A 26,986-nucleotide genomic window follows, 5' to 3' on the forward strand; every position below is an offset into this window, starting at 1 on the left:
GAGTCGAGGAGGCGACGCCATGACCCCCAGCTCCGAGGAGCGTTCGCAGATGTCGGTCGAGGACTTCGAGGAACTCGCCCGCGTGGCGCCCGAGACGGTGGCGCTCGAATTCATCAACGGCAAAGTGGAGGTCAAGCCCGTGCCGGATCAGCTTCACGGGGCCATCGTCATGTGGCTGCTGCGGCAGTGCATGCAGCATCGGCCGGAGCTGGCCCTCTACCCGGAGCAGGGGCTCAGGATTCCGACGTACCGGAGCGGGCGTGCCCGTGCGGACGGGGCTCTGGCGCCGTTGGACCACTTCGTCGGCCAGGAAGGCGAATGGGCCTCCCCTGAGGGAGTGCTCATGACAGTAGAGGTGACCTCGCACGACCGCGACGCCGACCAGCGCGACCGCGTCGAGAAGCCCAGCGCCTACGCCGCCGCGGGCATCCCCGTGTACCTGCTCGTCGACCGCGAGAGCAGCGAGCTCATCGTGCACGCCGAGCCGAAGGGCGGTACGTACCGCAGCGTGATCAGGCGGTCCTTCGGAGAGACCGTCGAGCTGCCCGACCCCGTCGGCTTCGCCCTCGACACGGAGAAGCTCAAGGAGTACGCCGACTGAGGCAGAGCCCCCTCAGTGGCCCCGCGCGCCCCTGTGACCCACCCCACTTTGCGGAGTGCTCCGCTCCGGAGCGGGCAGTGGAGTTTTCGGAGCGGCCGGAGGACAGGGAGCCGCCGGGTGATCAAGGCGTGAGCGGGACATCTCACGATCTGATACTCCCGGGGCTGAATTCGGCCGCTCGTTAGACTGAGCCGACCGCCACAGGCGGGAAGAGACGTAACTGAGCGAGGAGCGCACGTGGGCCTTGTCGTGCAGAAGTACGGAGGCTCCTCCGTAGCCGATGCCGAGGGCATCAAGCGGGTCGCCAAGCGCATCGTCGACGCCAAGAAGAACGGCCACCAGGTGGTCGTCGTGGTGTCGGCGATGGGTGACACGACGGATGAGTTGATCGATCTTGCCGGGCAGGTGTCACCGATCCCTGCCGGGCGCGAATTCGACATGCTGCTGACCGCCGGAGAGCGGATCTCCATGGCCCTGCTGGCCATGGCGATCAAAAACCTGGGCCACGAGGCCCAGTCGTTCACGGGCAGCCAGGCCGGTGTCATCACCGACTCGGTCCACAACAAAGCCCGGATCATCGATGTGACGCCGGGCCGCATCCGGACCGCGCTCGACGAGGGCAACATCGCCATCGTCGCCGGGTTCCAGGGCGTGAGCCAGGACAAGAAGGACATCACGACCCTGGGGCGCGGCGGGTCCGACACCACCGCCGTCGCCCTCGCCGCCGCGCTCGACGCGGAGGTCTGCGAGATCTACACGGACGTGGACGGCGTCTTCACCGCCGACCCGCGCGTCGTGAAGAAGGCCCGGAAGATCGACTGGATCAGCTTCGGGGACATGCTGGAGCTGGCCAGCTCCGGGTCCAAGGTGCTGCTCCACCGCTGTGTGGAGTACGCGCGCCGTTACAACATCCCGATCCACGTGCGGTCCTCCTTCAGTGGGCTGCAGGGCACGTGGGTCAGCAACGAACCGCAAGGGGACCGCAAGGTGGAGCAGGCGATCATCTCTGGTGTCGCGCACGACACGTCCGAGGCCAAGATCACGGTCGTCGGCGTGCCGGACAAGCCGGGCGAGGCCGCCGCGATCTTCCGCGCCGTCGCCGACGCCGAGATCAACCTCGACATGATCGTCCAGAACGTGTCGGCCGCCGCGACGGGCCTCACCGACATCTCCTTCACGCTGCCCAAGGCCGAGGGCCGCAAGGCCATCGACGCCCTGGAGAAGACGAAGGCGGGCGTCGGCTTCGACTCGCTGCGCTACGACGACCAGATCGCGAAGATCTCCCTGGTCGGCGCGGGCATGAAGACGAACCCCGGCGTCACCGCCACGTTCTTCGAGGCCCTGACGGACGCGGGCGTGAACATCGAGCTGATCTCCACCTCCGAGATCCGCATCTCCGTGGTCACCCGCGCCGAGGACGTCAACGAGGCCGTGCGCGCCGTGCACACCGCCTTCGGCCTCGACTCCGACTCGGACGAGGCCGTGGTCTATGGAGGCACCGGGCGATGAACCGCAAGCCGACGCTCGCGGTCGTCGGGGCGACCGGGGCCGTCGGCGCGGTGATGCTCCAGATCCTGTCGCAGCACGCCGACATCTGGGGCGAGATCAGACTCGTCGCCTCCCCGCGCTCGGCCGGCCGCAAGCTGGCCGTGCGCGGGGAGGAGGTCGAGGTCCTCGCGCTGAGCGAGGACGTCTTCGAGGGCGTCGACGTCGCCATGTTCGACGTGCCCGACGAGGTGGCGGCCCAGTGGGCGCCCGTCGCCGCCTCGCGGGGCGTCGTCGTGGTCGACAACTCCGCCGCCTTCCGCCTCGACCCGGACGTCCCCCTGGTCGTGCCGGAGGTCAACCCGCACGCCGCGCGCCTCAGGCCGCGCGGCATCATCGCCAACCCGAACTGCACCACCCTCTCGATGATCGTGGCGCTCGGCGCCCTGCACGCCGAGTTCGGCCTGCGGGAGCTCGTGGTCTCGTCGTACCAGGCGGTCAGCGGGGCCGGGCGGGACGGCGTCGACACGCTGCGGCGCCAGCTCAGGCTCGTCGCGGACAGCGACCTCGGCACCGGGCCCGGCGATCTGCGCCGCGCCGTCGGGGACGACACCGGGCCCTTCCCGGAGCCCGTCGCGCTGAACGTGGTGCCCTGGGTCGGCTCCGTACGCGAGGACGGCTGGTCCTCGGAGGAGATGAAGGTCCGGGACGAGTCCCGGAAGATCCTCGGCCTGCCGGACCTGAAGGTCGCGGTGACGTGCGTACGGGTGCCGGTCGTCACGACGCACTCGCTGACGGTCCACGCGCGCTTCGAGCGCGAGGTGACCGTCGCGCGGGCCCGCGAGATCCTCGCCACCGCACCCGGGGTCGTCCTGTTCGACGACCCGGCCGCCGGTGAGTTCCCGACGCCCGCCGACGCCGTCGGCACCGACCCCACGTGGGTCGGCCGGCTCCGGCGCGCCCTGGACGACCCGGCCGCGCTCGAACTCTTCGTGTGCGGGGACAACTTGCGCAAGGGCGCCGCCCTGAACACGGCGCAGATCGCGGAGCTGGTGGCGGGGGAGTTCCCGGGCGGCTGACCGGCGTTCCCCGAGGGGCGGTCCGCGGGGGCAGACCGGGCTGCCCGAAAGGCTCCCCGAAGCGGAGCACCCTGTAGGACCTGTGTAAGTTCTGTGTCCTGTCTCTGGTCCAGACCGCTTGAACTGGGGCGTCCGCGCGTTCGAAGATTCGGCTTCCGGTCCCTGCAACCGACCGGGCGGCGCAGGCGTCTTCGCCGTCGCCCTCCGGAGGGCGGCCGGAACGCTGCGAAAAGCAATTGGGGCATAGGGGAAGAGCTGGTACGCATGGGGGCTTTTGACGCACCGTGGAGAGCGGTGCCTGTGAGGCACGTCGCGCCCGCGATGCCGAACGCCATGCCTGACGCGTACAACCCTGATGGGGGGAAGCGTGTCCAACAGGCGTGGCAGAGGTACTCGAATTCACCGCGAGCGGAGCGGCGGCACTGCGACCGTCCCGCCGTCCTCGCGTACCCGGCGGCATGCCGGTGATCGCCCCCATGCCCGTGACGCGGCCCGCCCGCATTCCGACGCAGCGCGAGGGCGATGAGGTGGCCGTGACCGCGGGCACCACCGTCGACCACCTCACCGAGACCTATCGCGCCCACTACCGGTCGCTGCTCGGTCTCGCCGCCCTGCTCCTCGACGACACCGCATCCTGCGAGGACGTCGTGCAGGAGGCGTTCATCCGCGTCCACTCCGCGCGCAAGCGCGTCCGCGACCCCGAGAAGACCCTCGCGTATCTGCGCCAGACCGTGGTGAACCTCTCCCGGTCCGCGCTGCGCCGGCGCATCCTCGGCCTGAAGCTCCTCACCAAGCCGATGCCCGACATGGCGAGCGCCGAGGAGGGCGCGTACGACCAGCTGGAGCGCGACGAGCTGATCAAGGCCATGCGCGGGCTGCAGCGCCGCCAGCGCGAGGTCCTCGTCCTGCGGTACTTCGCGGACATGACCGAGGCCCAGGTCGCCGAGACCCTCGGCATATCGCTCGGCTCGGTCAAGGCCTACGGCTCGCGCGGCATCGCCGCCCTGCGGGTCGCCATGGAGGCCCCGGCATGAGCGGAGCGGGCGACATGGGCAAGCACCACGAGCACGAGCACGACGCTGGGAACGACACGGTGAAGCACGGGCCGGGCGACGGCGACCGCCCCGACCACGGACACGACGTACCGGACGTCACGGAGCAGCTGCGCGGGCTCGGGCGGCTGACCGCCCTCGGCGGCGGCACCGCACCGCTCGGCGGCCCCGGCGGCTCCGGCGGTTTCAGCGGCCCCGGTGACCCCGACGTGCCCGGCGGTCTCGCCGACGACGAGCTGGCGCTGCGGCGGATGCTGCGCACCGCCGTCGAGGACATCGAGCCGGGGGACGCCGCCCTGGACCGGCTCCGGCACGCGGTGCCCGCGCGCCGGGCCCGCAAGCGCCAGGCCTTCGTCGGCGCGGCCGCCGTCGTCCTCTTCGCGGCCACCGCCGTGCCCGCGCTCGTGCACGTCACCCGCTCGTCGGGCGACTCCGACGCGCGGCCGTCCATCGCGGGTGCGGGCAGCAGCCAGCACAGCCAGGGCGGCAGCACCGAGGGCAAGGACCCCGACCGCCCCGGCAAGGAGACCGGGGGCGGCAAGGAGAAGAAAGAGAAGAAGGACGACAAGGACAAGGGCGGCAAGGGCAAGGAGAAGGGCAGCAAGGACAAGGGCGAGACGGGCCGCGGCGGCGCCACCGGGGGCACCGAGCCCGACGACCACGGCACCGACGCCGTGAGCTCGCCCGCCTGTGACGCCACCCAGCTCGGCGCCTCCGGCTCCGTGGGGGCCGCCGACTCCGAGGGCAAGGTCTACGGCACCTTCCGCGTCGCCAACGTCTCCGGCAGCAGCTGCACCGTGGAGAACGCGGGCGCCGTGGCCGCCACCGCCCAGGGCGCGGCCAGCCCCTCCGCCGTCAACGTGGTCGACCACACCCCGGGCGACGGCACGGGCCTGCCCGACCCGGCCCAGGAGGCCAGCTCCCTCGTCCTCAAGCCCGGCGCCTCCTACGAGGTGCGCTTCGCCTGGGTGCCCTCGGCGCAGTGCCCGTCCGACGGCGGCGAGCCCACGCCGAACCCGTCCCCGTCCGAGGGCGGCGCGGGCGGCAACGGCTCGGAGGGCGGCACCGGTGACACCGGCGGCGTGACCCCCCAGCTGATCCGCGAGGACGGCACCAAGGACGGCAGCGTCGCGGTGTCCCTCACGGCGGAGCCGGGCGCCCCGTCGGCGGACGCGACGGTGCTGAACGCGTGCTCGGGCACGGTGTACAAGACCGGGGTGCTCCCGGCGCAGTAGCGCGCCGGGCCCTCGGCCGGGCCCGCCCCAAGGGCCTCCCGCGGTTTCGGGCGCGGCCCCCGCGAGGGCCGCAGGGCCCCAGAAGCGGGGCTCAGGTCGTGGACGGCTGCGGAGCCTCGGGTTCCGGTGCCTCGGGCTCCGGTGTGAGGCCCAGCTCGGCGTCCCGGGCGAACTCCCGCTCGCGCCGGAACAGCCGGAACCACATGAACACCACGAACCCCGCGAACACGAACCACTCGCCCGTGTAGCCCAGGTTCTGGAACGCCTTGATGTCCAGGCCCGAGTCCTCCGGCGCGGCCGCCGGGACCGGCCGCAGGCCGTCGGTGCCCTTGTCGAGCGTGACCCAGGCGTCGTACACGTCGTCCGGGACGATGTTCACGAGCGACGCCGCGCTGATCATGCCGACCTGGCCGGTGGGCAGGCCGCCCGCCGTCCGGGCGCCGTCCGAGCTGGGGCTCTCCGAGGCCTGGAGCGCGCCGGTGACGGTGACCTCGCCCTTAGGCGGCGCGGGCGCCCGGCCCGTGTCGGCCTTGCCGGGCAGCCAGCCGCGCACGACGGGCAGCGACTTGCCGCCCTCGGTGCGCAGCAGCGTGAGGACGTAGTACCCGCTCTTCTCGTCCAACGTCCGGTCCGGCACGAGGAGTTGCTTGCCGTAACGGCCGGTGGCGGTCGTCCGCTCGCCCGACGTCTCGCGGTTCACGGGCAGCAGCCCGGCCAGCGGCCGCGCCTTCGCGCTCGTGTCGACGGCGGACTGCTCCTTGGCGTCCTCGTGGTCCTGGACGCGGTCCTCGAAGCGGCCGAGCTGCCAGGAGCCCATGAACAGGCACAGCGGGATGGCCAGCGCGACGAAGACGTTGATCCCCCACCAGCGGGGGGTCAGCAGGAACCGGTACACGCCCTCCACGGTACGGGGCGCCGCGGGGACGGCTTCCCCCGGGGCGCCCCGCGCGGGCTAGCGCAGGTGGCGGGCGGCGAAGTCCAGCTCCAGGGCGACCTGCTTGATGCGCTCGTCGACGACCAGGGAGCCGTGGCCCGCCTCGTAGCGGTACACCTCGTGGACCGCGCCGCGCTGGGCGAGGCGGTCCACGTAGTTCTCCACCTGGCGGATGGGGCAGCGGGGGTCGTTCACCCCGGCGGAGATGTAGACCGGGGCCTTGACCGCGTCCACGTACGTCAGCGGGGACGAGGCCTCGAAGCGCTCGGGCACCTCCTCCGGCGTGCCGCCGAACAGGGTGCGGTCCATCGCCTTCAGGGCCTCCATCTCGTCGTGGTACGCCGTCACGTAGTCCGCGACGGGGACCGCGGCGAGGCCGAGCGCCCAGGCGTCGGGCTCGGTGCCGAGGCCGAGGAGCGTGAGATAGCCGCCCCAGGAGCCGCCGGACAGGACGAGCCGCTCCGGGTCCGCGAGGCCGGAGGCGACGGCCCACTCGCGCACCGCCGCGATGTCCTCCAGCTCGATGAGGCCGACGCGGTGCTTGAGGGCGTCGGTCCACGCCCGGCCGTACCCCGTGGAGCCGCGGTAGTTGACCCGCACCACCGCGTACCCGTGGTCGACCCAGGCGGCGGGGCCCGCCGCGAAGGCGTCGCTGTCGTGCCAGGTGGGGCCGCCGTGCACCTCGAAGACCGTGGGCAGCGGGCCCTCGGCTCCCGCGGGCCGCTGCACCAGGGCGTGGATGCGGCCGCCGGGGCCCTCCACCCACGCGTCCTCCACCGGCACCGAGGCGGGCGCCTTCGCGCCGGGCGGGTCCAGGACGACCCGGCCGGAGGTGGAGCGCAGGACGGGCGGCTCGGCGGCCGACGACCACATGTACTCCACGGTGCCGTCCGGGCGGGCCGTCGCGCCGGACACCGAGCCGCGCGGGGTCTCCACGCGGGTCAGCTCGCGCGTGGCCAGGTCGAACCGCCACAGGTCGCCGCGGGCCTCGAAGCCGTGCGCGACGAGCAGCGCCGAGCCGTCGGGATACCACTCCGCCGACACGTCGCCGGGCAGGTCGAGGGCCAGGTCCGTCTCCTCGCCCGAGGCCACGTCCCACAGCATGGGCTCCCAGCGGCCCCGGCGCTGGTGCCCGACGAGCAGCCGGGTGTCGCCCTCCACCGGCGCGAAGCCGAGGGACTCCAGGCCGAGCTCGACCTCGCCGCCCTTGGTGTCGTCCAGGTCGGCGACCACCGAGCCGTCCAGGCGCAGGACGCGCAGCGCGGAGTGCATCGCGTCGCCGTGCTCCGTGTGCTCGACGACGATCAGGGAGCCGTCGTGCGAGAGGTCGCCGACGCCCGCGGACTCGCGGTGGCGGTAGATCTCGACGGGCTCGGCGCCCGGGGCCGCGTCGGGGCCGACGACGTGCACCGTCGAGCCGTCCTCGTCCGTGGAGCGGCCCACCACGACCGTGCGGCCGTCCCGGCCGAGGGCGAGCCCGGCCGGATACGAGGGGGCGAGGCCGGGCACGGCGGCCTCGTCGGCGCCGCCGGTGAAGGGCTGGCGGCGCCAGACGCCGAACTCGTCGCCGTCCTTGTCGTCGAACCACCAGATCCAGCGGCCGTCCGGGGAGAGCAGGCCGTCCGTCGTGCCGTTCGCCCGGTCGGTGACCTGGCGCTGGGCGCCCGTCGCCCGGTCCCAGGCGTACAGCTCGTACGTCCCCGTCGCGTTCGACACGAACAGGGAGCGGTCCGGGGCGTCCTCCGCCCAGTCCGGCAGCGACACCCGCGGCGCCCGAAACCGCTTCTCCCAGTCGGGCACCCCGACACCACCCACGCCACGCCCACCTTCCGCGCCGCCCTCGGCTCCGGCTGCCGCTTCGCGCCCGGCTTCCGCGCCGTCTCCGGCTGCCGCTTCGCGTCCGGCTCCGGTGCCGTCTTCGGCGCCCGCGCTGCCTCCGGCCGCCGCGCCGCGGCCGACTTCCGCGCTGCCCCTGGCTCCCGCGCCGCTTCCGGCCGCCGCGCCGCGCCCGGCCGCGCCGCCGTGGCCCGCTGCCGCGCCGCCCCCGGCACCCACGCCGCGCCCGGCCCCCGCGTCCACCTGTTCACCCGTCTCACTCATGGCCCCATAGTGCCTGGCTCTCCCCGCAATCCGCTGGCGAGGGTCCCCAGCCTGTGGATAACTTTCGCGCATGTACACACCGAACCCCGCCGGCTGGCGCGAGTCCAACCGGCGGCGCTGGGACGAGCGTGTGCCGATCCACCTGGCCAGCGACTACTACGACCTCGCCGCTTTCCGCGCGGGCAAGGACCCGCTGCGCGCCTTCGAACGGGCCGAGATCGGCGACGTCACCGGCCGCTCCCTGCTGCACCTCCAGTGCCACATCGGCCTCGACACCCTCTCCTGGGCGCGGCACGGCGCCGCCCGCGTCGTCGGCCTCGACTTCTCCGAACCCGCCGTGGAGGCCGCCCGCGGCCTCGCCGCCGAGCTCGGGTTCACCCAGGAGCGCGCGGCGTTCGTCGCCGCCGACGTGTACGACGCCGCCGAGGCCGTGCCGGACTCCGCGTACGACATCGTCTACACCGGCGTCGGCGCCCTGTGCTGGCTGCCCGACATCCGGCGCTGGGCCGAGACCGCCGCCTCGCTCGTCGCGCCCGGGGGCTTCCTCTACCTCGCCGAGTTCCACCCCCTCACGGACGTCCTCGACGACGCGACCGGCACGCGGATCGAGCACGACTACTTCGCCCGCGACCCGTGGGTCGACGACGGGCCCGGCGGGTACGCCGACGGGGACGCCGTCACCGTCCACAACCGCAGCGTCGAGTGGCAGCACCCCGTCGGCGAGGTCGTCACGGCCCTCGCGCGGGCGGGCCTGCGCATCGACTTCCTGCACGAGCACGACGTGACCCTCTTCCGGCGGTTCGCCGCGCTCGAACCGCGCGACGGGCTCTACCGCTACCCGGCCACCAGCCCGCGCGTGCCCCTGATGTACTCCCTCAAGGCCGGCAGGACCTGACCCCTACGCCGGGTGCAGCCAGGCCTCCCGCGGCGGCGTGCCGAACTCGCCGAGCTTCGTGCACGACCACGCCCGCAGCACCTCGTGCGCGGTGCCGTCGCCGCCCGCCGCGGCCGCCGTGAGCGTCGTGACGACCACGTCCGTGCCGTGCCGGGCCAGCAGCAGGTCCCGCATGCGCGTCGCCACCCGCCTGCGGCGGTGCTCCGGCAGCACCATCAGCTCCACGAGCAGGAACAGGCGGCCTGCCGCGGCCGCGCCCGTCGCCGCGGGCGGCAGGACGTCGCGCAGCGTCGCGAAGTCCGGGGTGTCGGTGGTCGCGCGGTAGCCGTACAGGCAGCCCACCAGGCCGCTCGCGGAGTGCGCCGTCACCATGTCGAAGTCCCGCTCCTGCACGTGCCGCTCGAACCGCCCCAGGAACCCGGCCCGCCCGTACCCCTCGCTCCCGTACGGCGCCTGCGGCCGGCCCGTGGCCGCGTACGAGGCCTGCGTGCTGCTCGTGTACGAGGCCTGCGCGCTGCCCGCGTACGGTGCCTGCCCCCGACCCGGGGCCCGGCCCGGGGCCTGGGCCTGGTCCATGTTCCGGGGCCGGGCCTGCTTTTGGAGCTCGGCCTGTCCGTGGCACGCCGTGTACACGGTCGCCACGTCCTCGCGTTGCTGCTCCGCCTGCCAACGTGACAGCCGCCGCAGGAACACCTCTGCCATCCGCGCCTCCCCCTACGCCTGGGTGAGCATGGTGACAGCACGAGCCGCCGCGCGGAACCAGCCCCGCCCGGGCTTCTCCCACCCACCCGCCCTTGCCCCAGCCCCCGACCTGCCGGGCCCGACCCCCACCCCGCCGCTACCGCGCCGGGACGCTCCCCACCCACCCACCCGTTCCTGCCCCGGTGCCCCGGCCAGCCCCGACCCTGGCGGTCCTCGGCCCGTGGTCCGCCTGCTCCTGCCCCGGTGCCCCGCCTCGTCGGCTGCGGGCCGTCGCCGACCTGTCCCGCCGCTACCGCGCCGGGATGCTCCCCACCCACCCGCCCGTTCCTGCCCCGGTGCCCCGGCCAGCCCCGACCCTGGCGGCCCCTCGGCCCGCCACCCGTCTCCCCGTCTTCCCCACCCGCCCACCCGTTCCTGCCCTGGCGCTCCGGCCAGCCCCGACCCTGGCGGCTTACGGCCCGTGGTCCGCCCGCCCGCTGTTGCCCTGGTGTCCTGGGGGAGCCCCGGCCGGTCGGCTCGCGGCCCGCCACACGTCTTCCCCGACCACACGCCTGTTCCTGCCCCGATGATCCGTGTGAGCAACGAGGTGGCGGACAAATGGGGGCGGGTGGGCGGGGAGTCAAGCCCGTCCGGCGTTTGAGGACGAGGCCGGAGGCCGATGGAGGGCGGGTGGGTGGGGGAAGACCCGGGCCGGTAGGCCAGGGCTCCGCCAGGGCAGCAACGGGTGAGCGGTGGCCGTGGGATGGGGAGAGGCAGGGGAGACCCGAGGGTGGGAGGGGAGAGCCCCGAGGGGAGGTTCCTCGGCTGGTGGTGAGGTTCTTCTCCGCAGGGTGCCACCCAACGGCTACGGTGAGCGTCGGAACGCGGGGCGGGGAACGTGCACGTCTGCTCGGGTGGAGGAGCCGATGGGCCAGCAAAACGCGGGCGGCGGGCAGGACGAGCCGAGCGCGGGCGGCAGCCAGAGCCGACAGAGCGCGGACAGCGGACAAGGCCGGCCTGATGCCAGCCGCAGGCAAGGCGTTGGCGGCGGGCCAGGCCAGCCGAGCGCCAGCCGTAGGCAAGGCGTTGATGGCGAGCCGAACCGGCCGAGCGCCAGCAGCGGGCAAGGCCGGTCCAGCGCGGACGGCAGGCCAACCCGGCTCGGCGCCAACCGTGGGCCCAGCGCTGGTGGCGGGCGAGGCGCGGATGGCAGGCAAGGCCAGCCGAGTGCCGGCCCTGGGCCCAGCGTTGGGGGCGGGCAAGGCGCGGATGGCGGGCAGGGCCAGCCCGGCGCGGACGGCAGGCAGAGCCAGCCCGGCGTCAGCTACGGGCCCAGCGGGCAAGGCCAGCCCGGCGCCAGCCGTGGGCAAGGCGTTGGTGGCGGGCAAGGCGTGCGCGGTGGGACCGGTGTTGGGGGCGGGCAAGGGGCGGGCGGCGGGCAGGGCCAGCCCGGCGTCAGCCGTGGGAAAGGCGTGGGCGGCGGGCAAAGTGTGCCTGGAAGCCCCGGCGTTGGGGGCGGGCAAGGGGCGGCCAGCGGGCAAGGCGAGCCCGGCGTCAGTCGTGGGCAAGGCGTTGGTGGCGGGCAAAGTGTGCCTGGAAGCCCCGGTGTTGGCGGCGGGCGAGGGGCGGGCGGCGGGCAAGGCCAGCCTGGTGTCAGCCGTGGGCCCGGTGTTGGGGGCGGGCAAGGCGGTGGTGGTGGTGGGCAGCAGTTGACGCGGTTGCGGCTTGATGAGTTGCTGGAGGAGCTCGCGGCGCGGATCGGGGCGGTCCGGGGGACGAGGGACCGGCTGCACAGCCTCCTGGAGGCGGTGCTCTCGGTGGGGCGGGAGCTGGACCTCGCCCAGGTCCTGAGGCGCATCGTGGAGACGGCCGTCGCCCTCGTGGACGCCGAGTACGGCGCGCTCGGCGTGATCGGGCAGGGCCGCATGCTGGACGAGTTCCTGCCGGTGGGCATCAGCGACCGGCTGCGCGCCGAGATCGGCGACCTGCCCTCGGGGCACGGGCTGCTCGGCGAGCTGATCCGCAACCCGGAGCCGATGCGGCTCGCGGAGCTGTCCGAGCACCCGGCCTCGTCGGGCTTCCCCGCGCACCACCCGCCGATGCACTCGTTCCTCGGCGTACCGATCCGCGTACGGGACAAGGTCTTCGGAAACCTGTACCTGACGGAGAAGCACGGCGGCGCCGAGTTCGACGCCGAGGACGAATCGGTTCTCTCGACGCTGGCCGTCGCGGCGGGCGTGGCCGTGGAGAACGCCCGGCTGTACGAGGAGGCCCGGCTGCGCGAGCGCTGGCTCCAGGCGAGCGCGGAGGTCACCAGCGCCCTGCTGTCGGGCGCGCCCCAGGCGCAGGTCCTGGAGTTGATGGCCGAGCGGGCCAGGGAGCTGACGTCGGCGGAGCTGGGGGTGATCGAACTGGTCGAGGGCGACGGCGAGTTGCGCGTCGTCATCGCCATCGGCGAGCACGCGCAGGCGCACCAGGGCGCCACCCTGCCGCGCCGGGGCACCTTCGCGGGCGCCGCCCTGGACGCGCAGGCCCTGGTGTCGGCGACCGACGTACGCAAGGACCCGAGGGTCACGTACAAGGCGGACCGCTGGGAAGGCCTGGGGGCGGCGGTGGCCGTGCCCATGAGCACGCGTGACGACGTGCGGGGCGTCCTGCTGCTCGCCCGCAGCGCCGGGCGCCCCGGCTTCTCCGCGGCGGAGACCACGCCCCTGACGGGCTTCGCGGGGCAGGCCGCGCTCGCCCTGGAACTCGCCGACCGGCGGCGCGACGCCGAGCAGATGAGCCTCCTGGAGGACCGCGACCGGATCGCCCGGGACCTGCACGACCTGGCGATCCAGCGGCTGTTCGCGACGGGCATGACGCTGCAGAGCGTGCAGCGGTTCGTCGAGCACCCCGGCGCGGCGGAACGGCTGCGCCGGGCCGTCGACGACCTGGACGCCACCATCAAGATCATCCGGTCCACCATCTTCGGCCTGCGCGACCACGAGGCGCCCGGCGGCGCGGCGGGCCTGCGGGTGCGCGTGGTGCGGGCGGTCGAGGACGCGGCCGGGGCGCTCGGCTTCACGCCCGCGCTGCGGATGGAGGGCCTGATCGACACGGACGTACCGCGTGAGGTCGCCGACGACGTGGTCGCCGTGCTGAACGAGGCGCTCGCCAACGTCGCGCGGCACGCGCGGGCGCACCGCGCCGAGGTCTCCCTCACGGTGCGCGAGGGCACGCTCGAACTCGCCGTGGTCGACGACGGCGTGGGCATCGCGGAGCCCGGCGAGCCCGCGCCCGAGCCGCTGGACGCCGCGCACGGCGCGGGGCTGCGCAACCTCGCGGAGCGGGCCGGGCGCCTTGGCGGCGTGCTCGCGGTGCGGGCCGGGGAGCGCAGGGGCACCCGCCTTGAGTGGCAGGTGCCGCTGCGGCGCGCCTCCTAGCGCCCCGTCCGGCTACGTCGTCCCGGGCCGGGGCCGGGGTTCGCGCGGGGGCGGGGTCACCTGGGCCGCGAGGACCGCCGCCTGGACCCGGCGCTCCACGCCCAGCTTCGCCAGCATGCGGGAGATGTGGTTCTTGACGGTCTTCTCCGAGAGGTAGAGCCGTTCGCCGATCTGGCGGTTGGTGAGGCCCTCGCCCACGAGGGCGAGGATGCCGCGCTCCCGGTCGTTGAGGGCGGCGATGCGCGCGTCCTCGGGCGGCGGGGCGTCCTCGGGGCCGCGCAGGGACCGCATCAGGCGGGCCGTCGTCGCCGGGTCGAGCAGCGACTGCCCGGACGCGACGGTCCGTACGGCCGTGACGAGGTCGGAGCCCTTGATCTGCTTCAGCACGTACCCGGCCGCGCCCGCCATGATCGCGTCGAGCAGTGCGTCCTCGTCGTCGAACGACGTGAGCATCAGACAGGCGAGCTCCGGCATCAGGGAGCGCAGTTCGCGGCAGACCGTGATGCCGTCGCCGTCCGGCAGCCGGACGTCGAGCACCGCCACGTCGGGGCGGAGCGCGGGCCCGCGCACCAGCGCCTGCGCGCCGGTCCCGGCGTCGCCGACCACCTCGATGTCGGGTTCGCCCTCCAGGAGGTCGCGCAGCCCCCTGCGGACGACCTCGTGGTCGTCCAGGAGGAAGACCCGGATGGGGGCCTTCGGCTCCGCGGGCGGTCGCTCCGCCGCTGCGGGTGTGTTCATCACTGCCCCCTGCGTTCGCCGCGCTCGTCGCGACCTCTCCGTGGTGTGGCCCTTACGAGGGTGACGGTAAGGGCTTACTCCTGCCAGGGGCCGAACGGCCCACCACCGCGGCCGCAGGGGTACCGACCGGCCCCGGGTGAGGGCCGGTCGGCCCTCGCGGTACCCCTACCCCGCAGGGCATCTTGGTGCCTGGGCAGCCCATGACCCGGGTCCCGGCGCCCGAGGCGGCGACGCCGTTCCGGGACCGTCACCAGGTGCGGCACGGCTGAGGACGTGGCCAGCAAGCACCGCACCCCGCCTGCGCGGCCGCAGGGGAGCGGCCGCGCAGGCGCATGGCGCGCGGCTGTGCGGTCGCGCGGGCGCCCGGCCCCCTGTGCGCGCCCCACCGCCTGATAGCTTCCCGGAAAGACAAAGGGAGGCAACGGGCATGTCGACGGATCCCCTCCAGGAGCACAACTTCGTCTCCCTCATGGGCATCGTCCTGATCGCCCTGATCGCCGTCACGGCGCTCGTGGCGTACGCCTGGGTGTGCGTGGTCCGGCGCCGCCCCGCCCTGTCGGGGGCCCTGCGCGCGGCCGCCGCCGTGGGCGCCGCCGGTGCCGCCGGGGTCTACGCCTGGGGCGCCGTCCAGCTGCTGCGCTTCGACATCACGGAGCACCAGCAGGCCTGTCAGCAGGCGGTGGGGGCGGGGCGTGCCTCCCGGCTCGACGGGTACGAGGCCACGTACTTTCCGCTGCGCTTCGGGTGCCACGTCGCCGGGGACGGCACCTTCACCGCCGGGGTGCCCGGCTGGCTGAACCCCGTCGCGCTCTCCCTCGCCGTCACCGCGGCCGTGCTCGCCGCCGCGGCGGCCGCGACCTCCCCGGCCTTCCGCGCCTTCCGGGCCCGCCGCGCCCTGGGCGGCGCCCACGCCTGACCCCGATTCTGCCGCAAGCGGCACCATCCAGCCCGTCCGGCGTTTGAGGACGAGGCGCGGAGCGCCGAAAAGGGCGGGGGTACGGGGGCGGCAGCCCCCGGGTCGGGAAGGGGCGGGTCAGGGGCGCCCCGCGAGGGAGGCGCGGCCCCCAGTAGAGTGCGCCTCCGTTGTCCCCGAGCCCCGAGGTACCGCGCAGTGACCCGCCCGAGCACACCCCCGCCCGCCGTCGCCGTCGTCGGGCTCGGAGCCGACGGCTGGGCGGGAGCCCCGGACGCGGCCCGGGACGAGCTCCGCGCGGCGGACGTGCTGATCGGCGGCCCCCGCCAGCTCGCGCTGCTGCCCGAGGAGTGCGGCGGGGAGCGGATCGCCTGGCCGTCGCCGCTGCGCCCCGCGGTCCCGGCGCTGCTCGCCGCGCACGCGGGCCGCAGGATCGCCGTGCTCGCGAGCGGCGACCCGATGTTCTACGGGATCGGGCGCGCCCTCACCGAGGAGCTGGGGCCCGGCGCGCTGCGCGTCCTGCCGCACCCCTCCTCCGTGTCGTACGCCTGCGCCCGGCTCGGCTGGCCCGTGGAGGACGTCGAGGTCGTCACGCTCGTGGGGCGCCCGGCGGCCCGGCTCGCCGCGGCCCTGCACGAGGGGCGCCGCCTGCTGGTCCTCAGCGCGGGCGCCGCGACCCCGGCCGACGTCGCCGCGCTGCTGCGGGACCGCGGCTTCGGGCCCAGCCGGATGCGGGTCCTCGAGCAACTCGGCGGCCCGGCCGAGCGGCTGACCGACGCGGCCGCCGCCGACGCGTGGGCGCGGCCGCCCGGCGACCCCCTCAACGTCGTGGCCGTCGAGTGCCGCCGCGCCCCGGACGCCCTGCGGCTCGGCGCGGTCCCCGGCCTGCCGGACGCGGCGTACGAGCACGACGGGCAGCTCACCAAGCGGCACGTGCGCGCCGCCACGCTCGGCGCGCTCGCACCCGCCCCGGGCGAGGTCCTGTGGGACATCGGCGGCGGCTCCGGATCGATCGCCGTCGAGTGGCTGCGCACCCATCCGTCGTGCCGGGCCTTCACCGTCGAACGCGACCCCGTGCGGGCCGAGCGCATCGGCCGCAACGCCGAGCGGCTCGGCGTGCCCGGCCTGCGGGTCGTCACGGGCGCGGCCCCCGCCGCGCTCGACGGACTGCCGCGGCCCGACGCCGTGTTCATCGGCGGCGGGCTCACCGCCCCCGGGCTGCTCGACGCCTGCTGGCGGGCGCTGCCCGAGGGGGGCCGCCTCGTCGCCAACACCGTGACACTGGAGTCCGAGGCCCTGCTCGCCGACGCCTACCGGCGCCACGGCGGCGACCTGGTGCGGTTCGCCGTCGCGCACGCCGTGCCCGTCGGCGGCTTCACCGGCTGGCGCCAGGCCATGCCGGTGACCCAGTGGGCCGTGCAGAAGCCCGTACGACAGCCCGTACAGCAGCCAACAGGCGTACCAGCAGCAGGAACAGCGGGAGCAGAGCGATGACCGTGTACTTCATCGGCGCCGGACCCGGCGCCGCCGACCTCATCACGGTGCGTGGCGCCCGGACGCTCGCCGCCTGCCGGGTCTGTCTGTACGCGGGCAGCCTGGTGCCCCGCGAACTGCTCGCCGAATGCCCGCCGGACGCCCGTCTGGTGGACACCGCGCAGCTCACCCTGGACGAGATCGTCGCCGAGCTGACCCGCGCCCACGAGGAGGGCCACGACGTGGCCCGGCTGCACTCCGGCGACCCGTCGGTGTTCAGCGCGGTCGCCGAGCAGATGCGGCGGCTCGACGCGGCGGGCGTGCCCTACGAGGTCGTCCCGGGCGTGCCTGCCTTCGCCGCCGCGGCCGCCGCCCTGAAGCGGGAGCTGACCGTGCCGACCGTCGGCCAGACCGTGATCCTGACCCGGATCGCGCAGCGCGCCACGGCCATGCCCGAGGGCGAGGACCTGGCGACGCTCGGCCGCAGCGGCGCGCTGATCGTGCTGCACCTGGCCGCCGGTTACGTGGACCGCGTGGTCGACGAGCTGCTGCCGCACTACGGCGCCGACTGCCCCGCCGCCGTCGTCGCGTACGCCTCGCGCCCCGACGAACTGGTCCTGCGCGGCACCCTCGACGAGATCGCCGGGAAGGTGAAGGACGCGGGGGTCGTGCGGACTGCCGTGATCATGGTGGGGCGGACGCTCGGGGCCGCGCAGTTCCGCGACAGCCACCTCTACTCCGCCGAGCGCGACCGGCATACCTGCTGAGCGCGCTCAGGCGCCCTGCCGCGATGGGCCGTCACTCACCCGCGGATCCGTCGTGGCTTGTCGCGCAGTTCCCCGCGCCCCTTAGGGTGCTTCGGCTAGGCCCGACCGGCCCACTACCGCTCCCGCGCGGTCGATGCAGATGACGTCCACCGCCACCGGCGCCCCGCGCAGCACCGCCAGGGCCTGGTCGCGGGCCTCCACCGCCACTAGGTCGCCCAGCGGGACACCCGCCGCCGCGCACAGCTGGAGGGCCGCAAGGCCGGTGTTGGCGGTCGCGACCCGCTCGGCGAGGGACGCGTCCGCGCCGCCGCGCCGGGCCAGGGCCGCGAGGAAGCCCTTGTCGACCTGGGAGCGGGCGGAGTGCAGGTCGAGGTGCCCGGCGGCGAGCTTGGAGAGCTTCGCGAAGCCGCCGCAGATGGTCAGGCGGTCCACCGGGTGGCGGCGGACGTACTTCAGGACGGCGCCCGCGAAGTCGCCCATGTCGAGCAGGGCGTCCTCGGGCAGGTCGTACTCGGCGGTGACCGTCCGCTCCGACGTGGACCCGGTGCACCCGGCGACGTGCGTGCGCCCGGCCGCCCGCGCCACGTCCACGCCCCGCCGGATGGAGTCGATCCACGCCGAGCAGGAGTACGGGACGACGATGCCGGTGGTGCCGAGGATGGACAGGCCGCCGAGGATGCCGAGCCGCGGGTTCCAGGTGGAGCGGGCGATCTCCTCGCCGTGGTCGACGGAGACGGTGATCTCGACGTCGCCGCTGCCGCCGTGCGCCGCCGCGACCCGCGCCACATGGTCCCGCATCATCTGCCGGGGCACGGGGTTCACCGCCGGTTCGCCGACGGCCAGCGGCAGTCCGGGGCGGGTGACCGTGCCCACGCCGGGGCCCGCGCGGAAGACCACCCCGGACCCGGCGGGCAGCCGCCGCACGGTGGCGCGGACGAGCGCGCCGTGCGTGACGTCCGGGTCGTCGCCCGCGTCCTTCACGACGCCCGCCATCGCACGGCCCCGCGCCAGCTCCTCGGCCGCGAGCGCGAAGGACGGCGTCTGCCCCTTGGGCAGCGTGATCGTCACCGGGTCGGGGAACGCGCCGGTGAGCAGCGCGGTGTAGGCGGCCGTCGTGGCCGCCGTCGCACAGGAGCCGGTGGTCCAGCCGGGCCGCAGACCGGTGTGCTTGAGTTGGGCGCCGCGGCCGCCCTTGGCCTCGCTGCTCATGCCTCGCTCTTCTGAAGGGAACCGGACTTCGTGCACATCCTCATCCTCGGCGGGACCACCGAGGCCCGCCGCCTCGCCGAGCACCTGGCGGACGAGGCGCCGCCGGGGCTGCGCGTGACGAACTCCCTGGCGGGGCGCGTGGCCGCGCCCCGGCTCCCGCCCGGCGAGGTGCGCGTGGGCGGCTTCGGCGGGGCCGAGGGCCTGGCCGCCTGGCTGCGCACGCACGCGGTGGACGCGCTCATCGACGCCACGCACCCCTTCGCCGGGACCATGAGTTTCCACGCGGCGCGGGCCGCCGCCGTCGCCCATGTTCCCCTGCTCGCGCTGCGCCGTCCCGGCTGGGTACCGGTGCCGGGGGACGACTGGCGCGAGGCGGACTCCCTGGAGCAGGCCGCGGCGCTGCTGCCCGCCCTCGGCGAGCGCGTGTTCCTGACCACGGGGCGGATGGGCCTCGGGGCCTTCGCGGCCCTGGACCGGCAGTGGTTCCTCGTCCGGTCCGTGGACGCGCCCGGGGCGCCGCACCCGCCCCGCATGGAAGTGCTCCTCGACCGCGGCCCCTTCACCCTCGACGGGGAGCGGGAGCTGCTGCGCCGCCACCGCGTCGACGTCCTCGTCACCAAGGACAGCGGGGGCGCCGCCACCGCGCCGAAGCTGACGGCCGCCCGCGAGGCCGGCGTTCCCGTGGTCGTGGTCCGCAGGCCGCCGGTGCCCGAGGGCGTGCCGGTGGTGGCCGGGCCCGCGGCGGCGGCCCGCTGGATCACCGACCGCCTCGGACCCGCCTGACCGGCCCGGGGGCCTAGGCCTCCGGGTAGCGGCGCGGCGTCCAGACGATCTCCTCGCCGTCCCCGCGCCGCACGGCCCGGGTCTGCGAGGAGCCGACGAGCAGGATGGTGCGCATGTCGACCTCGGCCGGGTCCAGGTCCGCGAGGCGCACGATCCGCACGCGCTCGCCGGAGCCGCCGACGTCCCGGGCGACCACGACCGGGGTGTCCGGCGCCCGGTGCTCCAGGAGCAGTTCGCGGGCCTTGCCCACCTGCCAGGTGCGGCTGTGCGAGCCGGGGTTGTACAGGGCGAGCACCAGGTCGGCCGAGGCGGCGGCGCGCAGCCGCTCGGCTATGACCTCCCACGGCTTGAGCCGGTCGGACAGGGACAGCGTCGCGTAGTCGTGGCCGAGCGGGGCGCCCGCGCGGGCGGCGGCCGCGTTGGCGGCGGTCACGCCCGGCAGGACCCGCACGCGCACATCGGCGTACGCGGCCTCCGACGCGGCCTCCAGGACGGCGGTGGCCATCGCGAAGACGCCCGGGTCGCCGCCGGAGACGACGGCGACGCGCCGCCCCCGCCGGGCGAGCTGGAGCGCGAACTCGGCGCGCTCGGCCTCGACCCGGTTGTCGGAGCCGTGCCGGAGCTGGCCGGGGCGCACGGGCACCCGGTCCAGATAGGTGGTGTAGCCGACCAGGTCGTCGGCGGCGGCGAGCGCGCCGCGCGACTCGGGCGTGAGCCACAGCGGTCCCGCGGGGCCGGTGCCCACGACGACGACCTCGCCACGGGCCGGATCCATACCCTCCGCTTCGGCGGAGGCGGTCGGGTCCACCCGCTCCGGCACCGGCAGTGCCGCCACCCGGCTCGGCAGGACCGCGACCGAGAAGTACGGCACCGACTCCTCGGTCACGTCCGCGAGGTCGGCGAGGCGCTCCCCGGCCATGGTGGCCCGCTCCACATAACGGGCCCCGTCCAGACGCTCCGCGCTCTCCAGGGCGCGCCGCACCTTGGGGAAGGTGCGGCCCAGCTTCATCACCACGGCCGCGTCGGTCGCGGCGAGCCGGGCGGTCAGCTCCTCCTCGGGCAGGGTGCCCGGCAGGATGGTCAGGACCTCCTCGCCCTCCGCGAGCGGCGTGCCGAGGCGGGCCGCGGCGGCGGACACCGACGTGACGCCGGGGATCACCTCGGTGTCGTAGCGGTCGGCGAGCCGCTTGTGCATGTGCATGTAGGAGCCGTAGAACAGCGGGTCGCCCTCGGCGAGGACCGCGACGGTGCGCCCCGCGTCGAGGTGCGCGGCGAGCCGGGCCGCGGACTCCGCGTAGAACTCGTCCATGGCGCCCTGGTAGCCGCCCGGGTGCTCGGTGGTCTCGGTGGTGACCGGGTAGACCAGCGGCTCCTCGACGTGGTCGGCGCGCAGGTGCTTCGCCGCGATCGAGCGCGCGATGGACCGGCCGTGCCGGGCGCTGTGGTACGCCACCACGTCGGCCTCGGTGATGGCCTCGACGGCGCGCAGCGTCATCAGGGAGGGGTCGCCGGGTCCGAGCCCGACGCCGTACAGCTTGCCGCTCACTCTTCCTCACTCGCGATCGCGTTGAGCGCGGCGGCGGCCATGGCGCTGCCTCCGCGACGGCCGCGCACGACCAGGTGCTCCAGGCCCGAAGGGTGCGCGGCCAGCGCGTCCTTGGACTCGGCGGCGCCGATGAAGCCGACCGGGACGCCGATGACGGCGGCGGGGCGCGGCGCGCCCTCCTCGATCATCTCCAGGAGCCGGAACAGGGCCGTGGGCGCGTTGCCGACGGCCACCACGGAGCCCTCCAGACGGTCCCGCCACAGCTCCAGGGCGGCCGCGCTGCGCGTGGTGCCGAGCTTCGCCGCGAGCTCCGGCACGGCCGGGTCGGAGAGCGTGCACAGCACGTCGTTGTCGGCGGGCAGCCGCTTGCGCGTGACGCCGCTCGCCACCATCTGCACGTCGCAGAAGATCGGCGCCCCGGCGCGCAGCGCCTCCCGGGCGCGGGCCACCACGCCGGTGGTGTGCGCGAGGTCCCGTACGAGGTCGACCATGCCGCAGGCGTGGATCATCCGGACCGCGACCTGGCTGACGTCGGCGGGCAGGGCCGCGAGGTCGGCCTCCGCGCGGATGGTGGCGAAGGACTGGCGGTAGATGGCCGCGCCGTCCTTCTCGTAGTCGTACGTGGTCACGGTCTTGTTCTCGCTGCTCTCGGTCGTCATGCGGAGGGAAACGCCGCCAGGGCGGTGGCGAGGTGGGTGGGGTCGGTGAGGGAGACGCCGGGGGTTTCCCGGCCGCCGCGGACGGTGGTCAGGTCGTAGCCGCCGCCCGGCGCGGCGACCACGTCGACGCGGTCACCGCGCGGGTGTCCGCAGCGGCGCTCGCACCCGGACCAGTACAGCGGCAGTGCGGACCGCCCGGCGGCGCCCAGGGCGCTCGCCGCGTCCGCCCGTACGTCGGCACGGGACTTGGCGCAGCCGGGGCGGCCCACGCAGGCGCCGACGCGCAGCCAGGGCGATCCCGGCCCGGTGACGAGACCGGCGGCGGAGAGCCGGGCGAGCGCGGCGTCCGAGGCGGCGGGGCCGAGGTCCGGCGCGGGCACGACGGCGCCGCGCCAGGGGGTCAGGCGCAGTTCGCCGGGTCCCGCGGCGGCGGCGACGTGCGTCAACTCCCGCCACTGGAGGCCGGAGAGCCGGCCCAGGGGGATGTGTACGGACAGGGCGGAGCCGATGACTCCGGGGGGCGGGCCCCCGGCGGTGTCCTCCGGTGCGGCCCCGCCGTGCCACGGCTCGTGGCCGACGCCTTCGGCGGTGAGGCGGCGGCGCACCTCGTCCGCCAACGCGCCGGGGGCGAGCGGCAGTTCGGTGATCCGCCAGGCCTTGGTCCCGCTCTCCCGGACGCGGTGCAGAAACGCTTCGGCGGCCACGACGGCCGCACGGGGCGCGTCCGCGGCGGCCACCGAGAGGACCGGGTGCGGCGTGCCGAGACCGAGCACGGCCCGGCCGCCCGCGACCGCCCGTACGGTCACGTCCGCGTCGAGCCCGGCCACGTCCCCGCGCCCGTCGTCGAGCGCGAACAGGAACCGGCCCGAAAGGTCCCGCGCCGCCCCGCTCGCGCACAGCGCCGCGTCGAGGGCCGTGAGCCAGGGCCGCACGTCGCCCGCGCCCCGGCCGTCGAGGCCGGACAGCGGCGAGGCCACGACGTTGCGCACCCGCTCGTGACCGGGCGAGGGCAGCAGGCCAGCGGCGCCGAGCAGCGCGGCGAGGGCCGCGCCGCAGCCGTCCGCGAGGCCCCGCAGCTGGACGTTGCCGCGCGAGGTCAGATGGAGGTCGCCGTCGCCCAGGTCCCGGGCCGCCGCGGCGAGCGCCCCGGCCTGGCGCACGGTCAGGACGCCGCCGGGCAGCCGGACGCGCGCCAGGGCCCCGTCGTCCGCCGCGTGCAGCCGCAGGCTTCCGGGGCAGGCGTCGCCGCGGTCCCGTGGGGCCGCTGTGGCCTGCGGGGACGGGCGGAGGGGAGCCGTGGACATGGCGGCGAGCATACCGACCATCACACCGGAGGGCTGCCGGGCCTCGGGCGGCCGCGTGGGCGCTTCGCTGGGGTTGCCGCGCCGGGCCGTCGGCCACCCGCAGGGTCCGTCGTGGCTGGTCGCGCAGTTCCTCGCGCCCCTTCGGGGCGCTCCCGCGCGGGCCGCCACGAGGGCGCGGCCAGTCACGGCGAACCCGAGGCGGACGACGACCCTGCCCGGCCTTCACCCCGACCGCATATGCTCAGCCGTGGATCACCCGATCCACCGTCGCCATGACGGCGACAGGGGAGGAAGCCCGGTGCGATTCCGGCGCGGTCCCGCCACTGTGAGCCCGGCCCCGTGAGGGGGCGGGTGAGCCAGGAACTCCCTTCTCCGCACGCCCGGCTCCGGCCGGGCAGGAGAGACCCACTCACCACCCGGGGCGCGGACACCCCGAGGAAGGCCGACGCCGCATGCAGCACACGACCGGGCCCCGCATCCTGCTTCTGTCGACGTCCGACACCGACCTCCTCAGCGCCCGCGCGGCCACGGGCCCGGTGACCTACCGGTTCGCCAACCCGTCCCGCCTCCCGCTGGACGACCTGCCCGGCCTGCTCGACGGCGCCGACCTCGTCGTCGTCCGCCTCCTCGGCGGCATCCGCGCCTGGCAGGAGGGCCTCGACCTGCTGCTCGCCGACGGCCGCCCCGTGGTGGTCCTCAGCGGGGAACAGGCGCCCGACGCCCAGCTGATGGCCGCCTCCACGGTCCCCGTCGGCATCGCCGCCGAGGCGCACGCCTACCTCGCGCACGGCGGCCCCGCCAACCTGGAGCAGCTCGCCCGCTTCCTCAGCGACACCGTGCTGCTCACCGGCCACGGCTTCGAGTCGCCCGCGCCCGCGCCGACCTGGGGCCCCCTGGAGCGGCAGGCCCCGGCGGGCGAGGGCCCGACCGTCGCCGTGCTCTACTACCGCGCCCACCACATGAGCGGCAACACCGCCTTCGTGCACGCCCTGTGCGACGCCGTCGAGGCGGCGGGCGCCCGGCCGCTGCCGCTGTACGTGGCCTCGCTGCGCGCCCCCGAGCCCGAGCTGATCGACGCGCTGCGGGCCGCCGACGCCATCGTCACCACGGTCCTCGCGGCGGGCGGCACCAAGCCCGCCGAGGCCTCGGCCGGAGGCGACGACGAGTCCTGGGACGCGGGCGCGCTCACCGCGCTCGACGTGCCGATCCTCCAGGCCCTGTGCCTGACCGGCTCGCGCTCCGCCTGGGAGGAGAACGACGAGGGCGTCTCGCCGCTGGACGCCGCGAGCCAGATCGCGGTGCCGGAGTTCGACGGCCGGCTGATCACGGTGCCGTTCTCCTTCAAGGAGATCGACGCGGACGGCCTCCCGGCGTACGTCGCCGACCCCGAGCGCGCGGCCCGCGTCGCCGGGATCGCCGTGCGCCACGCCCGTCTCAAGCACATCCCGGCCGCCGCCAAGCGGATCGCGCTCGTCCTGTCCGCGTACCCGACGAAGCACTCCCGGATCGGCAACGCGGTCGGCCTGGACACGCCCGCGAGCGCCGTGGAGCTCCTGCGCCGACTGCGCGCCGAGGGCTACGACTTCGGCGACGCCGAGATCCCGGGCCTCGTCTCCGGCGACGGCGACGAGCTGATCCGCGCGCTGATCGAGGCGGGCGGCCACGACCAGGACTGGCTCACCGAGGAGCAGCTGGCGCGGAACCCGGTCCGCATCCCGGCCGCCGACTACCGGCGCTGGTACGCGACGCTCCCCGAGGAGCTGCGCTCGGCCGTCGAGGAGCACTGGGGCCCGGCGCCCGGCGAGATGTTCCTGGACCGCAGCCGGGCGGGCCGGGGCGGCGATCCGGACGGCGACATCGTCCTCGCCGCCCTGCGCTTCGGGAACCTGCTGATCCTCATCCAGCCGCCGCGCGGCTTCGGCGAGAACCCCATCGCGATCTACCACGACCCGGACCTGCCGCCCTCGCACCACTACCTGGCGGCGTACCGCTGGATCGCGGCGGCCGCGTCCGACGGCGGCTTCGGCGCCGACGCGATGGTCCACCTCGGCAAGCACGGCAACCTGGAGTGGCTGCCCGGCAAGAACGCGGGCCTGTCCGCCGCCTGCGCCCCCGACGCGGCCCTCGGCGACATCCCGCTCGTCTACCCGTTCCTGGTCAACGACCCGGGCGAGGGCACCCAGGCCAAGCGCCGCGTGCACGCCACCCTCATCGACCACCTCGTCCCGCCGATGGCCCGCGCCGACTCCTACGGCGACATCGCGCGCCTGGAGCAGCTCCTCGACGAGTACGCGCAGATCAGCTCGATGGACCCGGCGAAGCTCCCGGCCATCCGCGCCCAGATCTGGACCCTCATCCAGGCCGCGAAGCTCGACCACGACCTGGGTCTTGAGGACCGTCCCGACGACGACGGCTTCGACGACTTCCTGCTGCACGTCGACGGCTGGCTGTGCGAGGTCAAGGACGCCCAGATCCGTGACGGCCTGCACGTCCTCGGCGCCCCGCCGGCCGGTGCGGACCGCGTCAACCTGGTCCTGGCGATCCTGCGCGCCCGCCAGATCTGGGGCGGCACCACGGCCCTGCCCGGCCTGCGCGAGGCCCTCGGCCTCGACGAGTCGGCCGCCACGCGCACCACGGCCGACGCGGCGGAGGAGCAGGCCCGCGCCCTGGTCGTGGCGATGGAGGAGGCCGACTGGGACCCGGCGGCCGTACCGGCGGTGGCGGCGTCCGTCGCCGAGGACCGCCGCGACCAGGTGACGGCCATCCTGGAGTTCGCCGCCCGCGAGGTCGTGCCGCGCCTGTCGGCGACCACGGCCGAGCTGGACCACGCCGTGCACGCCCTGAACGGCGGCTTCGTCCCCGCGGGCCCCTCGGGCTCCCCGCTGCGCGGCCTGGTCAACGTCCTGCCGACGGGCCGCAACTTCTACTCCGTCGACCCCAAGGCGGTGCCGTCCCGGCTCGCCTGGGAGACGGGCCAGGCCCTGGCCGACTCCCTCCTGGAGCGCTACCGCGCGGACAACGGCGAGTGGCCCACCTCGGTCGGCCTCTCCCTGTGGGGCACCAGCGCGATGCGCACCGCGGGCGACGACGTCGCCGAGGCCCTTGCCCTGCTGGGCGTCCGCCCGGTCTGGGACGACGCGTCCCGCCGCGTCACGGGCCTGGAGGCGATCCCGTACGAGGAGCTGAACCGCCCCCGCATCGACGTCACCCTGCGCATCTCCGGCTTCTTCCGCGACGCCTTCCCGCACACCATCGGCCTCCTGGACGACGCGGTGCGCCTCGCGGCGTCGCTCGACGAGCCCGCCGAGGCCAACCACGTCCGGGCCCACGTCCAGGCGGACCTCGCCGAGCACGGCGACGAACGCCGGGCCACCACCCGCATCTTCGGCTCCCGCCCCGGCACGTACGGCGCGGGCCTGCTCCAGCTCATCGACTCGCGCGACTGGCGCACCGACGCGGACCTCGCCGAGGTGTACACGGTCTGGGGCGGCTACGCCTACGGCCGCGGCCTGGAGGGCCGCCCGGCCCGCGCCGAGATGGAAGCGACGTACAAGCGCATCGCGATCGCGGCCAAGAACACCGACACCCGCGAGCACGACATCGCCGACTCCGACGACTACTTCCAGTACCACGGCGGCATGGTCGCCACGGTGAAGGCGCTGCGCGGCGGCAAGGCGCCCGAGGCGTACATCGGCGACTCCACCCGTCCCGAGACGATCCGCACCCGCACCCTGGTCGAGGAGACCTCCCGCGTCTTCCGCGCCCGCGTGGTCAACCCCAAGTGGATCGAGGCGATGCGCCGCCACGGCTACAAGGGCGCCTTCGAACTCGCCGCCACCGTCGACTACCTCTTCGGCTACGACGCCACCACCGGCGTGGTCGCCGACTGGATGTACGACAAGCTCACCGAGACCTACGTCCTGGACCCCACCAACCGCGACTTCCTCAAGGAAGCCAACCCCTGGGCCCTCCACGGCATAGCCGAACGCCTCCTGGAAGCCGAATCCCGGGGCATGTGGTCCAAGCCGGACCCCGCCACCCTGGAGGCCCTCCGCCAGATCTACCTGGAGACCGAGGGCAACTTGGAGGGCGACGACGCCTGACCCG

21 protein-coding genes and 1 riboswitch are annotated in these 26,986 nt (G+C 75.1%); of the genes, 13 read left to right on the plus strand and 8 right to left on the minus strand.

Going from position 1 to position 26,986, the window contains the following annotated elements; genetic code table 11:
* The first annotated feature begins 19 nt into the window (after positions 1-19).
* From C9F11_RS22555 to C9F11_RS22575, 5 genes are all read left to right on the plus strand, one after another.
* A complete protein-coding gene (locus tag C9F11_RS22555; protein ID WP_138960984.1) occupies positions 20-601 on the plus strand; it encodes a Uma2 family endonuclease in 582 nt (193 codons plus the stop codon).
* A gap of 237 nt (positions 602-838) precedes the next feature.
* Positions 839-2,110: an aspartate kinase gene (locus C9F11_RS22560; RefSeq protein ID WP_030682780.1), complete on the plus strand. Its 1,272-nt coding sequence runs from the start codon at positions 839-841 to the stop codon at positions 2,108-2,110.
* Positions 2,107-3,165 carry an aspartate-semialdehyde dehydrogenase gene (locus C9F11_RS22565; protein ID WP_138960985.1) on the plus strand — a complete coding sequence of 353 codons (1,059 nt, stop codon included), beginning with the start codon at positions 2,107-2,109 and terminating at the stop codon, positions 3,163-3,165. The genes C9F11_RS22560 and C9F11_RS22565 overlap by 4 nt, the downstream gene beginning before the upstream one ends.
* Before the next feature lie 380 nt (positions 3,166-3,545).
* Positions 3,546-4,199: a SigE family RNA polymerase sigma factor gene (locus C9F11_RS22570; protein ID WP_078869075.1), complete on the plus strand. Its 654-nt coding sequence runs from the start codon at positions 3,546-3,548 to the stop codon at positions 4,197-4,199.
* Positions 4,196-5,452 (plus strand): hypothetical protein, encoded by a 1,257-nt coding sequence (locus tag C9F11_RS22575; protein ID WP_212767826.1) that lies wholly within the window; start codon positions 4,196-4,198, stop codon positions 5,450-5,452. The genes C9F11_RS22570 and C9F11_RS22575 overlap by 4 nt, the downstream gene beginning before the upstream one ends.
* A 91-nt stretch (positions 5,453-5,543) precedes the next feature.
* Here C9F11_RS22575 and C9F11_RS22580 read toward each other — a convergent pair whose 3' ends face one another.
* Together C9F11_RS22580 and C9F11_RS22585 are read right to left on the minus strand one after the other, a co-directional pair.
* Positions 5,544-6,347 (minus strand): SURF1 family protein, encoded by an 804-nt coding sequence (locus tag C9F11_RS22580; RefSeq protein WP_138960986.1) that lies wholly within the window; start codon positions 6,345-6,347, stop codon positions 5,544-5,546.
* A 57-nt stretch (positions 6,348-6,404) separates the two neighbouring features.
* Positions 6,405-8,486, minus strand: a complete 2,082-nt coding sequence (locus C9F11_RS22585; RefSeq protein WP_249401839.1) for a prolyl oligopeptidase family serine peptidase — start codon at positions 8,484-8,486, stop codon at positions 6,405-6,407.
* Positions 8,487-8,556: 70 nt separating this feature from the next.
* Between C9F11_RS22585 and C9F11_RS22590 the strand changes: the two genes are divergently transcribed.
* Complete coding sequence (locus C9F11_RS22590) at positions 8,557-9,381, plus strand: class I SAM-dependent methyltransferase (protein ID WP_138960987.1); 825 nt, start codon at positions 8,557-8,559, stop codon at positions 9,379-9,381.
* Between the two features lie 3 nt (positions 9,382-9,384).
* Here C9F11_RS22590 and C9F11_RS22595 read toward each other — a convergent pair whose 3' ends face one another.
* A complete protein-coding gene (locus C9F11_RS22595; RefSeq protein WP_138960988.1) occupies positions 9,385-10,083 on the minus strand; it encodes a hypothetical protein in 699 nt (232 codons plus the stop codon).
* Between the two features lie 1,377 nt (positions 10,084-11,460).
* Between C9F11_RS22595 and C9F11_RS22600 the strand changes: the two genes are divergently transcribed.
* Together C9F11_RS22600 and C9F11_RS22605 are read left to right on the plus strand one after the other, a co-directional pair.
* The gene (locus C9F11_RS22600; protein ID WP_138960989.1) at positions 11,461-11,775 is read left to right on the plus strand and encodes a hypothetical protein; all 315 of its coding nucleotides are present in this window, start codon (positions 11,461-11,463) and stop codon (positions 11,773-11,775) included.
* Positions 11,772-13,487 carry a GAF domain-containing protein gene (locus C9F11_RS22605; RefSeq protein WP_138960990.1) on the plus strand — a complete coding sequence of 572 codons (1,716 nt, stop codon included), beginning with the start codon at positions 11,772-11,774 and terminating at the stop codon, positions 13,485-13,487. The genes C9F11_RS22600 and C9F11_RS22605 overlap by 4 nt, the downstream gene beginning before the upstream one ends.
* A gap of 12 nt (positions 13,488-13,499) precedes the next feature.
* Here the strand turns inward: C9F11_RS22605 and C9F11_RS22610 are convergent, their stop codons facing one another.
* Positions 13,500-14,225, minus strand: a complete 726-nt coding sequence (locus C9F11_RS22610; protein ID WP_138960991.1) for a response regulator transcription factor — start codon at positions 14,223-14,225, stop codon at positions 13,500-13,502.
* A gap of 427 nt (positions 14,226-14,652) precedes the next feature.
* Here C9F11_RS22610 and C9F11_RS22615 point away from each other — a divergent pair, with 427 nt between their 5' ends.
* From C9F11_RS22615 to cobM, 3 genes are all read left to right on the plus strand, one after another.
* On the plus strand, positions 14,653-15,141 hold the full coding sequence (locus tag C9F11_RS22615) for a hypothetical protein (RefSeq protein WP_138960992.1): 489 nt from the start codon (positions 14,653-14,655) through the stop codon (positions 15,139-15,141).
* A gap of 195 nt (positions 15,142-15,336) precedes the next feature.
* Positions 15,337-16,632 carry a precorrin-6y C5,15-methyltransferase (decarboxylating) subunit CbiE gene (gene cbiE, locus C9F11_RS22620; protein ID WP_138960993.1) on the plus strand — a complete coding sequence of 432 codons (1,296 nt, stop codon included), beginning with the start codon at positions 15,337-15,339 and terminating at the stop codon, positions 16,630-16,632.
* Positions 16,629-17,378, plus strand: coding sequence for a precorrin-4 C(11)-methyltransferase (cobM, locus tag C9F11_RS22625; RefSeq protein WP_138960994.1), 750 nt, complete (start codon positions 16,629-16,631; stop codon positions 17,376-17,378). The genes cbiE and cobM overlap by 4 nt, the downstream gene beginning before the upstream one ends.
* Before the next feature lie 81 nt (positions 17,379-17,459).
* Here cobM and C9F11_RS22630 read toward each other — a convergent pair whose 3' ends face one another.
* The gene (locus C9F11_RS22630; protein WP_138960995.1) at positions 17,460-18,587 is read right to left on the minus strand and encodes a cobalt-precorrin-5B (C(1))-methyltransferase; all 1,128 of its coding nucleotides are present in this window, start codon (positions 18,585-18,587) and stop codon (positions 17,460-17,462) included.
* Between the two features lie 30 nt (positions 18,588-18,617).
* On the opposite strand from C9F11_RS22630, the gene C9F11_RS22635 reads away from it, so the two are divergent.
* Positions 18,618-19,370, plus strand: a complete 753-nt coding sequence (locus C9F11_RS22635) for a cobalt-precorrin-6A reductase (protein ID WP_138960996.1) — start codon at positions 18,618-18,620, stop codon at positions 19,368-19,370.
* Positions 19,371-19,383: 13 nt separating this feature from the next.
* Here the strand turns inward: C9F11_RS22635 and C9F11_RS22640 are convergent, their stop codons facing one another.
* From C9F11_RS22640 to cobG, 3 genes are read right to left on the minus strand one after another with little or no spacing between them, the layout of a single operon-like run.
* Positions 19,384-20,916, minus strand: a complete 1,533-nt coding sequence (locus C9F11_RS22640) for a precorrin-2 C(20)-methyltransferase (RefSeq protein ID WP_138960997.1) — start codon at positions 20,914-20,916, stop codon at positions 19,384-19,386.
* Positions 20,913-21,575, minus strand: a complete 663-nt coding sequence (locus tag C9F11_RS22645; protein ID WP_138960998.1) for a precorrin-8X methylmutase — start codon at positions 21,573-21,575, stop codon at positions 20,913-20,915. Before C9F11_RS22645 ends, C9F11_RS22640 begins: the two co-directional genes overlap by 4 nt.
* On the minus strand, positions 21,572-22,891 hold the full coding sequence (gene cobG / locus C9F11_RS22650) for a precorrin-3B synthase (protein ID WP_171075818.1): 1,320 nt from the start codon (positions 22,889-22,891) through the stop codon (positions 21,572-21,574). Before cobG ends, C9F11_RS22645 begins: the two co-directional genes overlap by 4 nt.
* Positions 22,892-23,166: 275 nt before the next feature.
* A riboswitch (cobalamin riboswitch) is annotated at positions 23,167-23,245 on the plus strand.
* Positions 23,246-23,331: 86 nt separating this feature from the next.
* On the opposite strand from cobG, the gene cobN reads away from it, so the two are divergent.
* Positions 23,332-26,982, plus strand: a complete 3,651-nt coding sequence (cobN, locus tag C9F11_RS22655) for a cobaltochelatase subunit CobN (protein WP_138961000.1) — start codon at positions 23,332-23,334, stop codon at positions 26,980-26,982.
* Positions 26,983-26,986 lie beyond the last annotated feature (4 nt).

It is taken from the genome of Streptomyces sp. YIM 121038 (assembly GCF_006088715.1).
GTDB lineage: Bacteria > Actinomycetota > Actinomycetes > Streptomycetales > Streptomycetaceae > Streptomyces.

Coding starts and splice junctions, on each gene's coding strand:
- C9F11_RS22555 (WP_138960984.1), top strand. CDS start 20: ATGACCCCCAGCTCCGAGGAGCGTTCGCAGATGTCGGTCGAGGACTTC.
- C9F11_RS22565 (WP_138960985.1), top strand. CDS start 2,107: ATGAACCGCAAGCCGACGCTCGCGGTCGTCGGGGCGACCGGGGCCGTC.
- C9F11_RS22575 (WP_212767826.1), top strand. CDS start 4,196: ATGAGCGGAGCGGGCGACATGGGCAAGCACCACGAGCACGAGCACGAC.
- C9F11_RS22585 (WP_249401839.1), bottom strand. CDS start 8,486: ATGAGTGAGACGGGTGAACAGGTGGACGCGGGGGCCGGGCGCGGCGTG.
- C9F11_RS22590 (WP_138960987.1), top strand. CDS start 8,557: ATGTACACACCGAACCCCGCCGGCTGGCGCGAGTCCAACCGGCGGCGC.
- C9F11_RS22595 (WP_138960988.1), bottom strand. CDS start 10,083: ATGGCAGAGGTGTTCCTGCGGCGGCTGTCACGTTGGCAGGCGGAGCAG.
- C9F11_RS22610 (WP_138960991.1), bottom strand. CDS start 14,225: ATGAACACACCCGCAGCGGCGGAGCGACCGCCCGCGGAGCCGAAGGCC.
- C9F11_RS22615 (WP_138960992.1), top strand. CDS start 14,653: ATGTCGACGGATCCCCTCCAGGAGCACAACTTCGTCTCCCTCATGGGC.
- cobM (WP_138960994.1), top strand. CDS start 16,629: ATGACCGTGTACTTCATCGGCGCCGGACCCGGCGCCGCCGACCTCATC.
- C9F11_RS22630 (WP_138960995.1), bottom strand. CDS start 18,587: ATGAGCAGCGAGGCCAAGGGCGGCCGCGGCGCCCAACTCAAGCACACC.
- C9F11_RS22645 (WP_138960998.1), bottom strand. CDS start 21,575: ATGACGACCGAGAGCAGCGAGAACAAGACCGTGACCACGTACGACTAC.
- cobG (WP_171075818.1), bottom strand. CDS start 22,891: ATGCTCGCCGCCATGTCCACGGCTCCCCTCCGCCCGTCCCCGCAGGCC.
- cobN (WP_138961000.1), top strand. CDS start 23,332: ATGCAGCACACGACCGGGCCCCGCATCCTGCTTCTGTCGACGTCCGAC.